Origin of the sequence: Pseudoalteromonas distincta, assembly GCF_000814675.1 — a bacterium.
Taxonomy (GTDB): domain Bacteria; phylum Pseudomonadota; class Gammaproteobacteria; order Enterobacterales; family Alteromonadaceae; genus Pseudoalteromonas; species Pseudoalteromonas distincta.
Genome location: NZ_JWIG01000017.1, coordinates 1 through 14,847 on the forward strand (window position 1 = coordinate 1; position 14,847 = coordinate 14,847).

At 39.9% G+C, this 14,847-nt stretch carries 9 protein-coding genes, 8 tRNA genes and 1 rRNA gene; 4 read left to right on the forward strand and 14 right to left on the reverse strand.

Features of this window, described 5'->3' with window-relative positions; genetic code table 11:
* A 16S ribosomal RNA gene (locus QT16_RS11710) occupies positions 1-582 on the reverse strand; the annotation flags it as partial.
* Between the two features lie 618 nt (positions 583-1,200).
* Here QT16_RS11710 and QT16_RS11715 point away from each other — a divergent pair.
* Positions 1,201-2,616 (forward strand): alanine/glycine:cation symporter family protein, encoded by a 1,416-nt coding sequence (locus tag QT16_RS11715; protein ID WP_039488519.1) that lies wholly within the window; start codon positions 1,201-1,203, stop codon positions 2,614-2,616.
* Between the two features lie 165 nt (positions 2,617-2,781).
* A complete protein-coding gene (locus QT16_RS11720) occupies positions 2,782-4,380 on the forward strand; it encodes a BCCT family transporter (RefSeq protein WP_039488520.1) in 1,599 nt (532 codons plus the stop codon).
* 427 nt (positions 4,381-4,807) lie between these two features.
* On the opposite strand, the gene QT16_RS11725 is transcribed toward QT16_RS11720, so the two are convergent.
* The 12 genes from QT16_RS11725 to QT16_RS11780 all read right to left on the reverse strand — a co-directional run bounded on the left by QT16_RS11725 (position 4,808) and on the right by QT16_RS11780 (position 10,265).
* A tRNA-Leu gene (locus QT16_RS11725) sits at positions 4,808-4,894 on the reverse strand.
* Between the two features lie 38 nt (positions 4,895-4,932).
* Positions 4,933-5,006, reverse strand: a tRNA-Cys gene (locus QT16_RS11730).
* A 19-nt stretch (positions 5,007-5,025) separates the two neighbouring features.
* Positions 5,026-5,101, reverse strand: a tRNA-Gly gene (locus QT16_RS11735).
* Between the two features lie 49 nt (positions 5,102-5,150).
* Positions 5,151-5,237 (reverse strand) — tRNA-Leu (locus tag QT16_RS11740).
* 39 nt (positions 5,238-5,276) lie between these two features.
* Positions 5,277-5,352, reverse strand: a tRNA-Gly gene (locus QT16_RS11745).
* Between the two features lie 64 nt (positions 5,353-5,416).
* Positions 5,417-5,503 (reverse strand) — tRNA-Leu (locus QT16_RS11750).
* Between the two features lie 37 nt (positions 5,504-5,540).
* A tRNA-Cys gene (locus QT16_RS11755) sits at positions 5,541-5,614 on the reverse strand.
* A 31-nt stretch (positions 5,615-5,645) separates the two neighbouring features.
* Positions 5,646-5,721: transfer RNA gene (locus QT16_RS11760), tRNA-Gly, on the reverse strand.
* Between the two features lie 212 nt (positions 5,722-5,933).
* The gene (gene pgsA, locus QT16_RS11765) at positions 5,934-6,479 is read right to left on the reverse strand and encodes a CDP-diacylglycerol--glycerol-3-phosphate 3-phosphatidyltransferase (RefSeq protein ID WP_032827134.1); all 546 of its coding nucleotides are present in this window, start codon (positions 6,477-6,479) and stop codon (positions 5,934-5,936) included.
* Between the two features lie 42 nt (positions 6,480-6,521).
* Positions 6,522-8,345, reverse strand: coding sequence for an excinuclease ABC subunit UvrC (uvrC, locus tag QT16_RS11770; RefSeq protein WP_039488521.1), 1,824 nt, complete (start codon positions 8,343-8,345; stop codon positions 6,522-6,524).
* Between the two features lie 9 nt (positions 8,346-8,354).
* Complete coding sequence (uvrY, locus tag QT16_RS11775; protein WP_002963136.1) at positions 8,355-9,005, reverse strand: UvrY/SirA/GacA family response regulator transcription factor; 651 nt, start codon at positions 9,003-9,005, stop codon at positions 8,355-8,357.
* A 108-nt stretch (positions 9,006-9,113) separates the two neighbouring features.
* The gene (locus tag QT16_RS11780) at positions 9,114-10,265 is read right to left on the reverse strand and encodes a dicarboxylate/amino acid:cation symporter (protein ID WP_002963137.1); all 1,152 of its coding nucleotides are present in this window, start codon (positions 10,263-10,265) and stop codon (positions 9,114-9,116) included.
* A gap of 362 nt (positions 10,266-10,627) precedes the next feature.
* Here QT16_RS11780 and cysK point away from each other — a divergent pair, with 362 nt between their 5' ends.
* Positions 10,628-11,596, forward strand: coding sequence for a cysteine synthase A (gene cysK, locus QT16_RS11785; RefSeq protein ID WP_002963138.1), 969 nt, complete (start codon positions 10,628-10,630; stop codon positions 11,594-11,596).
* A 142-nt stretch (positions 11,597-11,738) separates the two neighbouring features.
* Positions 11,739-12,173 (forward strand): hypothetical protein, encoded by a 435-nt coding sequence (locus QT16_RS11790; protein WP_002963139.1) that lies wholly within the window; start codon positions 11,739-11,741, stop codon positions 12,171-12,173.
* A 343-nt stretch (positions 12,174-12,516) separates the two neighbouring features.
* On the opposite strand, the gene QT16_RS11795 is transcribed toward QT16_RS11790, so the two are convergent.
* Positions 12,517-14,793 carry an acyl-CoA dehydrogenase gene (locus QT16_RS11795; protein ID WP_033022056.1) on the reverse strand — a complete coding sequence of 759 codons (2,277 nt, stop codon included), beginning with the start codon at positions 14,791-14,793 and terminating at the stop codon, positions 12,517-12,519.
* Positions 14,794-14,847: the final 54 nt, after the last annotated feature.

Genomic DNA, 14,847 nt, shown 5'->3' on the forward strand with positions numbered 1-14,847 from the left:
CCGCCTGCGTACGCTTTACGCCCAGTAATTCCGATTAACGCTCGCACCCTCCGTATTACCGCGGCTGCTGGCACGGAGTTAGCCGGTGCTTCTTCTGTCAGTAACGTCACAGCTAGCAGGTATTAACTACTAACCTTTCCTCCTGACTGAAAGTGCTTTACAACCCGAAGGCCTTCTTCACACACGCGGCATGGCTGCATCAGGCTTGCGCCCATTGTGCAATATTCCCCACTGCTGCCTCCCGTAGGAGTCTGGGCCGTGTCTCAGTCCCAGTGTGGCTGATCATCCTCTCAAACCAGCTAGGGATCGTCGCCTTGGTGAGCCATTACCTCACCAACTAGCTAATCCCACTTGGGCCAATCTAAAGGCGAGAGCCGAAGCCCCCTTTGGTCCGTAGACATTATGCGGTATTAGCAGTCGTTTCCAACTGTTGTCCCCCACCTCAAGGCATGTTCCCAAGCATTACTCACCCGTCCGCCGCTCGTCAGCAAAGTAGCAAGCTACTCTCTGTTACCGCTCGACTTGCATGTGTTAGGCCTGCCGCCAGCGTTCAATCTGAGCCATGATCAAACTCTTCAATTAAAAAGTTTTATGTCTTTCGACAGCTCAATGAATTCTGAATTTTTTAATATCTTTCGATATTGAATTGACTGTGCCGAATAATTACCGAAATAACTATTCTGTTGGTCACTCAGTTTTCAATTGAGACTCTAATTTGTTTGCCTCACTAGTTACTCATAAAGAGTAAGTAGTTTGGCTGTTAGAACTCAATCTGTACGAGTGCCCACACAGATGATTGCTTTATATTTTTAAAGAACGTTGCGATTATAAAGTTGAACTTTACCTCGCTAGGGCTGCGCATATTACGCTTTCCTATTTTTTTGTCAACACTTAAATTTAAACTTTCTAAGAAGATTCAATCTAAGTTTCACTTAACACCCTGAGTTGTTTGTGCCTCGCTATGCGTTGCTGTTTCCCGTCTCAGTGGGGTCGCATTATAGGGAGCGGCGGATTTTACGCAAGCGTTATTTGCATAAAATAGTAATTAAAATTAAGCCCCAAGCAAGCGCACACGATAAACACAAGTTACCCACAAAACCCTGTTGATAACTCTGTTTTTGAACTTTAAAACTAAACACTTTTATCCTGATGTGATAAGTTGCGGTCACTTTTTTTAACTCATGTATTTAGGCAGTATCCATGACAGACATAATAAATAGTATAAGTGCCCTTCTATGGGGGCAAGTTCTCGTCTACTTATTAATAGCAGCGGGCCTCTTCTTTACTTTTCGACTAGGCTTTATTCAATTTGTGCAATTCCCACATATGTTCAAAGTTATGTTTGGTTCTCGTAAATGTGCCGATAACGAAATTTCATCCTTTCAGGCTTTTTGTACTTCATTAGCAGCTCGTGTCGGTACTGGTAATATGGCAGGTGTTGCTGTTGCCTTATACCTAGGTGGCCCAGGTGCTATTTTCTGGATGTGGCTTATTGCATTAATAGGTATGGCTACAAGTTTTGCCGAGAGTACTTTAGCTCAGGCTTATAAAACAAAAGATGCAGATGGTAATTTTAGAGGTGGCCCTGCTTATTATATGCAAAACGGTTTAGGCAAACGTTGGATGGGAACTTTATTCTCGTTATGTTTAATTTTAGCCTTTGGTTTAGTATTTAACGCAGTACAGTCAAACTCTATTGCTGCAGCATTTGAAGTAGCGTTTGATGTACCTAAGTATATAGTAGGCATTTGCTTGGTTATTGGCTCTGGCATCATTATTTTTGGTGGCCTAAAAACAATTTCTCGCTTTGCTGAAATGGTTGTGCCATTTATGGCATTAGCTTACCTGCTGGTTGCACTTTATGTATGCGCCATTAACTTTACTGCACTACCTGATGTGCTAGTGCTTATTATAAAAAGTGCTTTTGGTATTGAACAAGCTGGTGCTGGTGCTATTGGATACGGTGTCACACAAGCGATGATCCAAGGCATAAAGCGTGGTTTATTCTCAAACGAAGCCGGTATGGGTAGTGCAGCTAACGCCGCAGCTACTGCAACGCCTTACCCTCCTCACCCAGCATCACAAGGTTATGTGCAAATGTTAGGCGTATTTATTGATACTATTGTTATTTGTACAGCGACTGCTTCTCTTATTTTACTATCGCAGCAATTAGTACCTGAATCTGGTGTTATGGGGATTGAACTTACACAAGCAGCATTACAAGAACATGTCGGTGACTGGGGTACTTACTTTATTGCCATTGCTATATTGTTTTTTGCTTTTACTTCTATTGTGGCTAATTACTCTTACGCTGAAACAAATTTAATGTTTTTAGAACACAACTCTAATAAAGGGATGTTTATCTTTAGACTTGTTGTTTTAGGCATGGTGATGTTTGGTGCTGTTGGTGAGCTTGGTTTAATTTGGACGCTGGCAGATATATCAATGGGTCTAATGGCCATTGTAAACGTTATAGCGCTATTTATGCTTTCAGGTGTTGTTGTATGGCTCTCTAAAGATTACAACGAACAACGCAAAAAGGGCTTAATACCCACCTTTGACAAAAGTAAGCATCCTAAACTTGCTAAAGAGGTTGACCCAGCGGCCTGGGAATAGAAAATAATCAGCGAGCTACGGCTCGCTTTTTTAGTTCTAAAAATAACAAATACTACGCTTAATCATCTCATTGCTTATAAATAAAAAGTTATATTAATTTTAAAACTATTTTATATTTAATTACGTAGGACATATGAATTAAGTTATCTATAAAAAGGAGAGCCGATGGATGACATGACAAAAAAATACAGTATAGACACTACTGATTACCAAGTTGGGCAAGATAATGTACAAAAGTGGGGATTTGATATCCATAATCCAGTATTTGGTATAAGCGCCTTCTTAGTTGTTTTATTTGTAATACTTACCCTAGTTTTTGACCCTACCGTTACCCGTGATGCACTAACCTCGACTAAAGACGCAATAATTAATCAATTTGATAGTTACTTTATGTTACTAGCCAATGCCTTTGTGATATTTTGCGTTATTTTAGCATTTTCTCCTTTAGGTAAAATTCGGTTGGGTGGCGTAAAAGCTCGTCCAGAACATGGTTACATGTCATGGCTTTCAATGCTCTTTGCAGCTGGAATGGGGATTGGCTTACTGTTTTGGGGAGTTGCTGAGCCAACTGCATATTATACTGGTTGGTATCATGTGCCTATGGGCGTTGAGCCAAATTCACCGCAAGCACACTCATTAGCTTTGGGTGCAACCATGTACCACTGGGGTTTACATGGATGGGCGATCTACGCAGTTGTTGGGTTAAGCTTGGCTTTTTTTGCATTTAATAAAGGCCTTCCTTTATCTATACGTTCGGTTTTTTATCCATTATTTGGTGATCGCGCCTGGGGATGGCTTGGTCATATCATAGATATACTCGCTGTACTGTCTACTTTATTTGGTTTAGCTACATCGCTAGGCCTTGGCGCTCAACAAGCTACCAGCGGGATAAATTATCTGTTAGGCACTGATTACGGGACTGCTTTTCAAATATCTGTTATAGGTTTAGTAACGTGTATTGCAATTTTCTCAGTTATTAGAGGTATTGAGGGCGGTGTTAAAGTACTGAGCAATGTTAATTTAATTTGTGCATTTATTTTATTATTAGCTGTTATTGCCCTTACTTTCTCAGATGCAATTACTGCTGTTTGGTTTACCCTTGGGGCGTACGTAGAGCACTTTGTACCTTTGAGCAATCCATTCAATAGACCCGATGAAGATTGGATGCACTCTTGGACTGTGTTTTATTGGGCATGGTGGATATCATGGTCGCCGTTTGTTGGGATGTTTATTGCTCGAGTTTCAAAGGGACGAACTGTACGCGAGTTTTTACTCGTCGTCATTGGCCTACCAACGCTTCTTAGTTTGGTTTGGATGGGCGTGTTCGGAAATATGGCAATTACACAAGTTATAGATAAAGTTGGCCCACTTGGACAAAATGGTTTAACTGATATCTCAGTGACTTTATTTCAAGTATACGAGCAGTTACCTCTTTCTAGTTTTATTTCTATTATTTCTATAGCACTCGTTTTGGTGTTTTTTATAACGTCGTCTGATTCAGGATCGCTAGTAATAGATGGTATAACTGCGGGCGGTAAAATAGATGCACCAGTGCCACAACGTATATTTTGGGCTACAGTCGAAGGCGTGATTGCAGCAGTATTACTCTGGGTTGGTGGCTCGCAAGCATTGCAAGCGCTTCAGTCGGGCGTAGTTACTACAGCTTTACCGTTTTCAATAGTACTTATTTTAATGTGTGTTGCGCTTATCCAAGGCTTGTTGAGCGAGTATCCAATTTACAAAGCTCAGAGTAAACTGCAATAACAATTTATCCTTTATAAGCGATCCTCAAGGGTCGCTTATAAAATCTTCGCAATTGGTATAACTAAGTGCTTAACGCATTCCCTATACTCCCACCTTAAATTTATTTTAGACACCGCACTTCTATTACATTCATTAATGCCACCCCTCGTTAAAACTTAGGTACAGGAGTAATTGCCAAGAAAATGAAATAACCAGCGTTCTGATTTTTTGCTTTGTTATAAACAGGTGCTCTTATACCAATTCGCTTAATTAAGTGATCTATTTTGAGGATGGTGAAACTCTAAGATATTAAAAAGAAATAGATTTTAAAGGTAAGTAGGTATTAAAAATAAGATTAGAGTATTTAAGTAAGAATAATTTTTGAATGTTTTAAAATTAGAAGCAATTTAGAATTTAAGTTAATTTTATCTGAGGATTTTAGTAAAGATGGTGCCCGAGGCCGGACTTGAACCGGCACGACTTGTTAGTCGAGGGATTTTAAATCCCTTGTGTCTACCAATTCCACCACTCGGGCATCGAGTTTGCTAATTAAAGCGTGTGGAGTAAATTATATGGAGGCGGAACCCGGAGTCGAACCGGGGTAAACGGATTTGCAATCCGGTGCATGGCCACTCTGCCATTCCGCCTAAATATTTCCAAATAATTTGGAGCGGTACACGAGGCTCGAACTCGTGACCTCGACCTTGGCAAGGTCGCGCTCTACCAACTGAGCTAGTACCGCAAAATACTATTTTATCAACTTTAAATTATCTTGGTTAAATAATTTAAAGTGGTGCCCGAGGCCGGACTTGAACCGGCACGACTTGTTAGTCGAGGGATTTTAAATCCCTTGTGTCTACCAATTCCACCACTCGGGCATCGAGTTTGCTATTTAAAGCAAGTGGATAAAACTAATATGGAGCGGTACACGAGGCTCGAACTCGTGACCTCGACCTTGGCAAGGTCGCGCTCTACCAACTGAGCTAGTACCGCATCATATTAATTCTAAATTAACCATTTTATAAATTACACTTGGTAATGCAATTAAACCACAAAGTGGTGCCCGAGGCCGGACTTGAACCGGCACGACTTGTTAGTCGAGGGATTTTAAATCCCTTGTGTCTACCAATTCCACCACTCGGGCATCGAGTTTGCTAATTAAAGCGTGTGGAGTGTTGAAATGGAGGCGGAACCCGGAGTCGAACCGAGGTAGACGGATTTGCAATCCGGTGCATGGCCACTCTGCCATTCCGCCCCAGTACGGGGTATTAACCTTAAGATAAACTTGGAGCGGTACACGAGGCTCGAACTCGTGACCTCGACCTTGGCAAGGTCGCGCTCTACCAACTGAGCTAGTACCGCATTTTATTTATCAGTTATTTGAATTAGCACATGATGATTTATGTGAACATTCAGGTAACTGATTAATTACCGTTTCGTTTATCTCGGGGGCTATGCCCTCTCAACACGGACGCATTCTACAGAGATTATTAAACGCGTCAATACAAAAAATGCTAGTTTTGAACTGTTTGCTTGTTTTTTATCTAAAACGGTGCGTTATTATACATTTAGAGTTAATTTTTAGTCAATTCACCCCATGCTGCACGTAAATATTGCATCATAGAACTCAAGGTTAAAAAGGTCGCAATGTACAGTAGTCCAAAACTTAAATAGTTCATCCATGTATCATATTGCCAAATCAAACCGATAATGGCTAACATTTGTGCAGCCGTCTTAATTTTACCCATGTTTGATACAGCGACATTACCACGCTTACCCTGCTCTGCCATCCATTCACGAAGTGCAGATATTATAATTTCACGGCTTATTATAATAAGAGCAGGTATAGTCATGTACATTGACTGGTACTGATCAGATAACGCTACAAGTGCCGCACATACCATTACTTTATCAGCAACAGGATCTAAAAAAGCACCAAAAGGGGTTGATTGCTCAAGCTTTCTTGCTAAATAACCGTCTAGTATATCGGTGATTGATGCAAGCCAAAAAATAAAGGCGGCAGCAAAAAAAGCCCAGCTATAAGGCAAATAAAATATCACCAAAAAAACGGGGATAAGAAAAAGTCTAAATGTTGTGAGTGTGTTTGGAATATTCCACATAACTACTTGGATATGTCTTTTTTGCTATATTCGCATGTAGGGCTAGCCCTTGTCATGCAAATGGTTAAATATCTTCTCAGCCATGTCAGGGCTGATCCCAGGAACTTTCTTTAACTGTTCTATATTAGCAGCTTTTACTCCCTGCATGCCCCCTAAATATTTTAATAATGTTTGCCGACGCTTAGAACCGACTCCATTTATTTCTTCTAGTAGTGATTGCGTACGTTGTTTTTGGCGTTTATTACGATGCCCTGCAATTGCAAAACGATGAGATTCATCACGTATATGCTGTATTAAATGTAGCGCTGGTGCATCTGAATCCATAGGAATGGTTTTTCGACCACCGTCAATTAATAGTGTTTCAAGGCCAGGCTTACGGCTAGTACCTTTAGCGACACCTACTAATAAAGGCATTTTTGTATGTGGCCAGTTAGAAAAGTACTGCTCCGCGCGCCCAAGTTGTCCCTTACCACCATCAATAAAGATAACGTCTGGAATTTTGTCTTCATCTACTAATTTGTTGTAACGCTTATTAAGTGCAAACTCCATTGCAGCATAATCATCACCACCGGTTATACCCGTTACATTATAGCGCCTATACTCTTTTGTATTTGGGCCTTGTGAGTCAAATACAACACAACTTGCAACAGTGTTCTCACCCATGGTGTGGCTTATATCAAAACACTCCATTCGGGTAATATCATCAAGTCGCAGTGTTGCTTTTAATTGTGCATAACGTTTATTAATAGAGTCTTGGGTACTTTGCTTAACTGCAATACTGTTTAATGCATTTTTATTGGCCAGTTGTAAGTATTGAGCACGCTCACCACGGGTAACTACTTTGAGTGTTACTTTGCGCTCACTTATTTGTGTGAGTGCTTCACCGAGTGCCCCGCTCTCTTCTATTTCAAAAGGTAATATGATTTCTTTTGCAATACGCCCTGTTGCTCCTGGCGCTAAATAGTACTGTCCTAAAAATGAGGTCAATATTTCTTGCTCACTCGAATCTTTAGGTACTTTTGGAAAATACGTTTTACTACCCAATACTTTGTGATCGCGGATCATTAATAAATGAATACCATTTAAACCATTTAAATGGGCAAAACCAACTACGTCCATTTCAGCAAAATTACCTGATATAGACTGTTGCTCCTGCATTTTACGAAGTAGCATTATTTGGTCGCGAACTTTTGCGGCCAGTTCAAAATTTAATTGTAGGCTGGCTGCTTCCATTTTTTTTATTAAATCAGCAATAACTTCGTGAGATTTACCCGTTAAAAACTTACGGACATAGTCAACTTGCTCGCTGTAATCATCATCCGTAACTTTATTCACACACGGAGCTGAGCAACGCTTAAGCTGATATTGCAGACACGGGCGACTTCTTGCGCGGTAATAAGCATCTTCACATTGACGAACAGGAAATATTTTTTGCATTAATCGCAAGCTTTCTGAGACAGCTCCAGCACTTGGAAATGGCCCAAAGTACTCACCTTTAATTTTACGGCTGCCACGATGAAACGCTAAACGAGGGTGTTTATGGCTAGTTAATAAAATATAGGGATACGACTTATCGTCGCGTAATAATATGTTGTAGCGAGGCTGGTATTTTTTTATTAGATTATTTTCAAGCAGCAGCGCTTCTGTTTCAGTATTAGTGAGTGTGACTTCGATGTCACAAATATTACTCACTAAAACGCGTGTTTTGCTATCGGTAATGTTACTTCTAAAGTAACTGCTCACACGCTTTTTTAAATGCTTAGCTTTACCAACATAAATAACTTGGTTGTCACTATCAAGCATGCGGTATACACCCGGCTCACTTGATAGCGTTTTGAGAAAATGTACGTGATCAAATTCAGACATAAATTATAGTTAGTACGAAACGTCTATATCAATCATTTTATGACGGATTGCTAAATGGGTAAGCTCAACATCACCACCTACATTTAGCTTTTCAAACATACGGTAGCGATAGCTATTTACTGTTTTTGAACTTAGGTTTAAACGCTCAGCTATATTTTGTGCTTTTTCACCTTTAGTGATCATAAGCATAATTTGCAGTTCGCGTTCAGATAAGCTCTGAAAAGGATTTTCGTCTGTACGACCTGTCACTTGCGCAAGTGCTATTTGCTGTGCAATTTCAGGGGCAATATAACGCTGACCGGCATGAACACAACGAATGGCACGCACCATTTCGTCAGAACCTGCACCTTTAGTTAAAAAGCCATGTGCACCAATTTGCATTACTTTACTCGGAAACGGGTCTTCACAGTTAACGGTAAGCACAATAATTTTTACATCAGGGCAGTAACGACAAATCTTTTTAGTCGCTTCTAATCCGCCCATGCCTGGCATATTCATATCCATTAATACTATGTTTGGCGCATGCTGACGACAAAACTGTACAGCCTCTTCGCCAGTTTTAGCTTCACCAATTACTTTAAACCCTCGTACATCATCAAGAATACGCTTTATTCCTGTTCGTACAAGTTCATGGTCATCAACTAAAAGTACATTAATCAATGGAACATCCTCACTTACCTAACAACATGCAATTTAATTAAATTAATTTGCCACAGTAACATACATAAAGCGAAACAATAACTAATATTATTGCCTCGCCCTAATAGTTTAAGATGACGATTTTTCGCTAAATCTGTCAACCCATAACGCAATGATACCATCACCCGTTACATTACACGCAGTACCAAAGCTATCTTGTGCCAAATAAAGTGCAATCATTAATGCAACCGCGCCTTCATTAAACCCAAGCATGCTTGTTAATAGACCAAGCGCCGACATAACTGCGCCACCTGGAGCACCTGGTGCTGCAATCATTACTACACCTAACATCATAATAAACGGTAGCATACCCATTAATGAAGGGACTTCCATGCTTGGCGATAAAAACATAACAGCCATTGCACAGGTTACTATAGTGATAGTTGAGCCAGATAAATGGATGGTTGCACACAGTGGTACGGTAAAGTTTGCTACATCTTCTTTAACGTTATTTGCTTTACTTGATTGAAGCGATACTGGAATCGTTGCTGCACTTGACATAGTACCTAACGCTGTAAAGTAAGCTGGTAGCATATTTTTAACTAATTCGATTGGATTACGTTTTAATAGTACACCTGTCGCTATATATAAAACGCTTAACCATAACCAGTGCATAACAAGCGCTGCAATTAGTACTACGCCAAATGTTTGCAGTGTATCTACCACAGTACCTGCTACCGTCATTTCGGCAAATACACCTGCAATGTAAAATGGTAAAGCAGGGATAATTACTTTTGATAATAATCCGTCAATCACATCACGGCCCTGATCAGACACCTTTTTAAGCGTATCCAGCTCTAATTGGCTCATGCCTATACCAAATACAAAAGCAGTTACTAATGCGGTCATTACCCCCATCAGAGGTGGAATTTCTAAATCAATAAAGCTGCCAATTTCTGTAGCAACTTCTGCCTCGAATGTAATACCACCGCTTAAAAAAGGGATAACAGCACTTACTAATAAAAATGCAAGCGTACCTGCAATAATTGTAGAGCTATAAGCAAACCCAACTGTTTTACCAAGTAAGTGACCAGACCCTTTTGGTAGGCCTGCAATACCTGATGCAATAAAAAATAATATAATAAGTGGAATGGTAAAGGAGATAATTTGACCAATCAGCTCTTTTACTGTGAATAAAAGTTCAACACCAGTTATAGGTACATATAGTCCAACTAGGATACCGGCCACAATACCGGCAATTAATTTTAAGATTAATTTCATTGTGATTGCTTAATTGAATTTAGATACGTGTTTTTATCATGTTTTAGACGCATTGTGTGATAAAACTATTCAAGTTACATTCATATGCACAAATATTGAACAAACACAGCTTAATTCAATACTCTTTTGAACATTTTTTGACTAAACGAAGTTTTACTCTTTAAATTTTAAATTAAGCCCGCACCTATAATAACTAAAGCACCGCTAATAATTGATTTTTATTTCGACTGGTTATAAGCCCAATAGATATATGTTATAGCCAAACTTTACTTTAGTTTTTTTAAACTCACAGTAAAGTGTGTTTATATAGTTAATAGCAAAGGCTATTAACACGTTGATCAGATTGCATCCAAAGGAACATTATGTCTACTATTTTTGAAGATAACTCACTAAGCATCGGTAATACACCGCTGGTAAAACTTAACCGTGTTACAGGTGGGAATGTATACGCTAAAGTTGAATCTCGTAATCCAAGCTTTAGTATCAAATGCCGCATTGGTGCATCGATGATTTGGGAAGCTGAAAAGTCAGGTCAGCTTGTTGAAGGTAAAGAACTTATTGAACCAACATCTGGGAACACCGGTATTGCACTTGCATTTGTTGCAGCAGCACGTGGTTACAAGTTAACGCTTACTATGCCAAACACCATGAGCCTAGAACGTCGCAAGCTATTAAAAGCATTAGGTGCAAATCTAGTACTTACCGACGGTGCAAAAGGTATGAATGGCGCAATTGAAAAAGCAAAAGAAATTCAAGCAACAGCACCTGATAAGTATATTTTATTACAACAATTCGAAAACCCTGCAAACCCAAAAATTCACTTTGAAACAACAGGCCCTGAAATTTACGATGCGCTTGATGGCAAAGTAGACTTTTTTGTAGCCGGTGTAGGTACTGGTGGTACTATTACAGGTGTTAGCCGTTACCTTAAAACAGAAAAAGGTCTAAACGTTAAGTCTATTGCTGTTGAGCCAACTAACTCTCCAGTTATTAGCCAAACGCTTGCCGGTGAAGAAATTAAACCAGGTCCTCATAAAATCCAAGGTATTGGTGCTGGCTTCATTCCTGGCAACTTAGATATGGACTTAATTGATGGCGCAGAGCTTGTATCTAACGAAGACGCAATTGCAATGGCGCATCAGTTAATGAAAAAAGAAGGTATTTTAGTAGGTATTTCGTCAGGTGCAGCGGTTGTTGCAGCTAAGCGAATTGCTGAAAAACCTGAAAACGCAGATAAAAATATTGTTGTTATTCTACCTAGTGCAACTGAGCGTTACTTATCAAGCCCAATGTTTGATGAAGAGTTTAGTGAACAAGAACTAGTACAATAAGTAATTTTAAGATTTTTAGAAGGATGCTCTAGGCATCCTTTTTTATTATTTATTATCCAATTTTCTATTTATTGCCTGCCATACCTTTACATCTGCATAGATAAACCACACACTTTAAAAAAACTAATTAATAATAATTAATATGAAAAAAATCACGAGTTTATTAAGTTTGGTCATCTGTTTATTTTTATCAGCCTGTGGTGACGATACCAAAACACTTGGCGACACTCCTGGCGATACAGCAACCGCTTATTTTGATGCGCTTTATAACCAGCAAGACCTTCAAAAAGCCAGCACCATGGCAACCCCCAACCTTACACGTATAATGAAATCCTACGGCACCGCTAAACAGTTTTCCCGTAACTTAGTAAATATGCAATACGATGAAGTCACCATTGAAGTTGATATGACCAATATGAGTGTCCGTGAACAATACGGCGATAACGCTAAAATAAACCTTATTTTTACCGGCTATTTAAATGGTGATAAAATTGACGAAATGCGCAGTGTAAAAATGCTTCGTAAAAAGGGAAAATGGTACATAGATAAAATTGTTGCCGACCCTTACGCTCGTTAAAAATAAATGAATTAAACATAAAAAGGCCTTACATTCGTAAGGCCTTTTTAGCTTTAGCTAGGGCGTGTTGATCTTTGTGGATTGAAGTTTGTTCAATCTAGGGGCGATTTAATCGCGGCGCGAGGTTTGTAACCTAGTGGGCTAAGTAAAAACCGAGCAACAAAGAGTTAATCGTCCCTAGAAAGAACCCAAAGGGCAGCGCATGTTTGGCATTTATGCTGCGTTATCGCCTATTTATGGGGAATAACCACACTACATAGGCTCTGCCTTGCCTAAAAACCAAACAGCCTGCTGCAAATCCAACCACGAAGGGTCATCACGCCCTAGTATTTAAAGTACTGCGCTACAGCTCACCAGGTTGAAAGTTATCAACTGCAATGGCTTTCTTACGTAGCTTATTAGCATGATGCATTGCATCAGCATCCGTTTGCTCTAACAACTTATTTTCAAGCGCATAATTTATAGCACCTTCAATATCAAGCGTTGCAGGCACACTGCCCTTACGCTGCCATTGTTTTAAGTCTTTAAACTGCGCTTGCATATCATGCATAGCTAAAAATGCGCTTTCCATGACCCCTGTACCTGCATTTTCATCTACATAACATAAATGCGTTAAGCGGTTTCTAAATACACCAGGTTGAGTCATACGCTCGCAAATACTTTGTGCTATTTCATCACTTGGTCTGTGGTAATGGTTTCCAAGCGGGAACACGATACGTTTAAGGATAAAATTAACAACCGGATTTGAAAAGTTTTTAAAGAAGCCATTAAACGCTTGGCCAATTTCAAATAATGAGTTCTCAATTGCATATTTTACAAATGGTAAATCAGCTTGTTGGCGCCCTTCATCTTCATAACGTTTTAAAACAGTTGATGCTAAGTACAAATGACTTAATACATCACCCAAACGCGCTGATATCATTTCTTTACGTTTAAGTTCACCGCCAAGCATTAACATTGCAACGTCTGTACAAATAGCTAAGCCTCGGCTCATTCTACTCAGTTGTTTATAATAAATAGCCGTTTCACCACCTACAGGCGCTTTAGCAAAATAACTACGTGTTAAGCCATGCACAAATGCCATACCTGCATTACTTGCTGCAAATATTATATGGTTCATTAATAAACCATCAAATTGTTCAAGTGCTGCGTCGTCATCTTCCATTGCAGCGGCTTCCATTTCTTTTAAAACAAATGGATGACAGCGTGTTGCACCTTGGCCAAATATCATTAAGTTACGCGTTAAAATATTCGCGCCTTCAACCGTAATTGATACTGGAATCCCCATATAGCCATGCGCCAAATAGTTATTAGGCCCTACTTGAATTCCTTTACCTGAATGAATATCCATTGCATCATTCATTACCGTACGACCCATTTCAGTCATATGGTATTTAGCAATCGCTGTTACAACCGACGGGCTTAATTTTAAATCAATCGCACCTGCGGTCATTAATCTGCACGACTCAAGTGTGTAAGTTAAACCACCAATACGTGCAAGTGCCTCTTGGACACCTTCAAACTGCCCTATAGATACACCAAACTGCTGGCGTACCATGGCGTATGCCGATGTCATTTTTGAAGCTAAATGTCCAGTTGCTGCACTTAATGCCGGTAGTGATATACCACGCCCTGCACTTAAACACTCAACAAGCATTCTCCAGCCACGCCCTGCACACTCTTGACCGCCAATGATCCAGTCCAGTGGTATAAATACATCTTTACCGTAAGTGGTACCATTCATAAAGGCCATATTAAGCGGATAGTGACGCTCACCCGTTTCAACACCCGGATGATCGGTTGGTATAAGCGCACACGTTATACCTAGCTCTTTTTTATCACCTAATAAAGCGTCTGGGTCATACATTTTAAATGCTAAGCCGAGTACAGTAGCCACTGGTGCAAGCGTAATGTAACGTTTTGACCAATTTAAACGCAGGCCCATTACTTGCTCGCCATTGTGCTCACCCATACACACAACGCCTGAATCAGGAATGCTGCCAGCATCAGAGCCCGCCTCTGGTCCCGTTAGTGCAAAACAAGGAACATCTGTACCATTAGCTAAACTTGGCAGCCAACGATCTTGCTGCTCTTTAGTACCATAGTGAAGAAGTAACTCGCCCGGACCTAAGCTATTAGGCACCATAACAGTGACTGCGGCTGTTAAGCTTTTAGTCGAAATTTTTGACACTATCGTCGAATTAGCAATTGCTGAGAACTCACGACCGCCAAATTTTTCAGGAATGATCAGCGCAAAAAAACCTTCTGTTTTTAGGTAATCCCACACTTCTTTTGGTAAGTCTTTGTCTTTTTGTACAATTTGATAATCATCAAGCATCGCCAATAAGGTTTCTACTTGGTTAGCCATAAATGCGTTTTCTTTATCGCTAAGCTCTGGTTTTGGAAAGTGGTGCAGTTTTTGCCAGTCTGGGTTACCACTAAATAACTCACCATCCCACCAAACATCACCTGCTTCCATCGCCTCTCGCTCTGTTTGCGATAATGGCGGAAGCACCTTTTTGAACATTTTAAACGTAGGACGACTAATCAAGTTTAGGCGAATATCTTTAACCGCAAAAATAACCACCACCACGACTAGCAATATTATAAATATTAACATGCGCACATTCCTTACACATTGAATGAAAATAGTAACTTAATTATGACCCATCTT

Bases quoted from the DNA above. Each gene is read 5' to 3' on its own strand.
- QT16_RS11715 (WP_039488519.1), top strand. From the start codon at position 1,201: ATGACAGACATAATAAATAGTATAAGTGCCCTTCTATGGGGGCAAGTT.
- QT16_RS11720 (WP_039488520.1), top strand. From the start codon at position 2,782: ATGGATGACATGACAAAAAAATACAGTATAGACACTACTGATTACCAA.
- pgsA (WP_032827134.1), bottom strand. From the start codon at position 6,479: ATGTGGAATATTCCAAACACACTCACAACATTTAGACTTTTTCTTATC.
- uvrC (WP_039488521.1), bottom strand. From the start codon at position 8,345: ATGTCTGAATTTGATCACGTACATTTTCTCAAAACGCTATCAAGTGAG.
- QT16_RS11780 (WP_002963137.1), bottom strand. From the start codon at position 10,265: ATGAAATTAATCTTAAAATTAATTGCCGGTATTGTGGCCGGTATCCTA.
- cysK (WP_002963138.1), top strand. From the start codon at position 10,628: ATGTCTACTATTTTTGAAGATAACTCACTAAGCATCGGTAATACACCG.
- QT16_RS11790 (WP_002963139.1), top strand. From the start codon at position 11,739: ATGAAAAAAATCACGAGTTTATTAAGTTTGGTCATCTGTTTATTTTTA.
- QT16_RS11795 (WP_033022056.1), bottom strand. From the start codon at position 14,793: ATGTTAATATTTATAATATTGCTAGTCGTGGTGGTGGTTATTTTTGCG.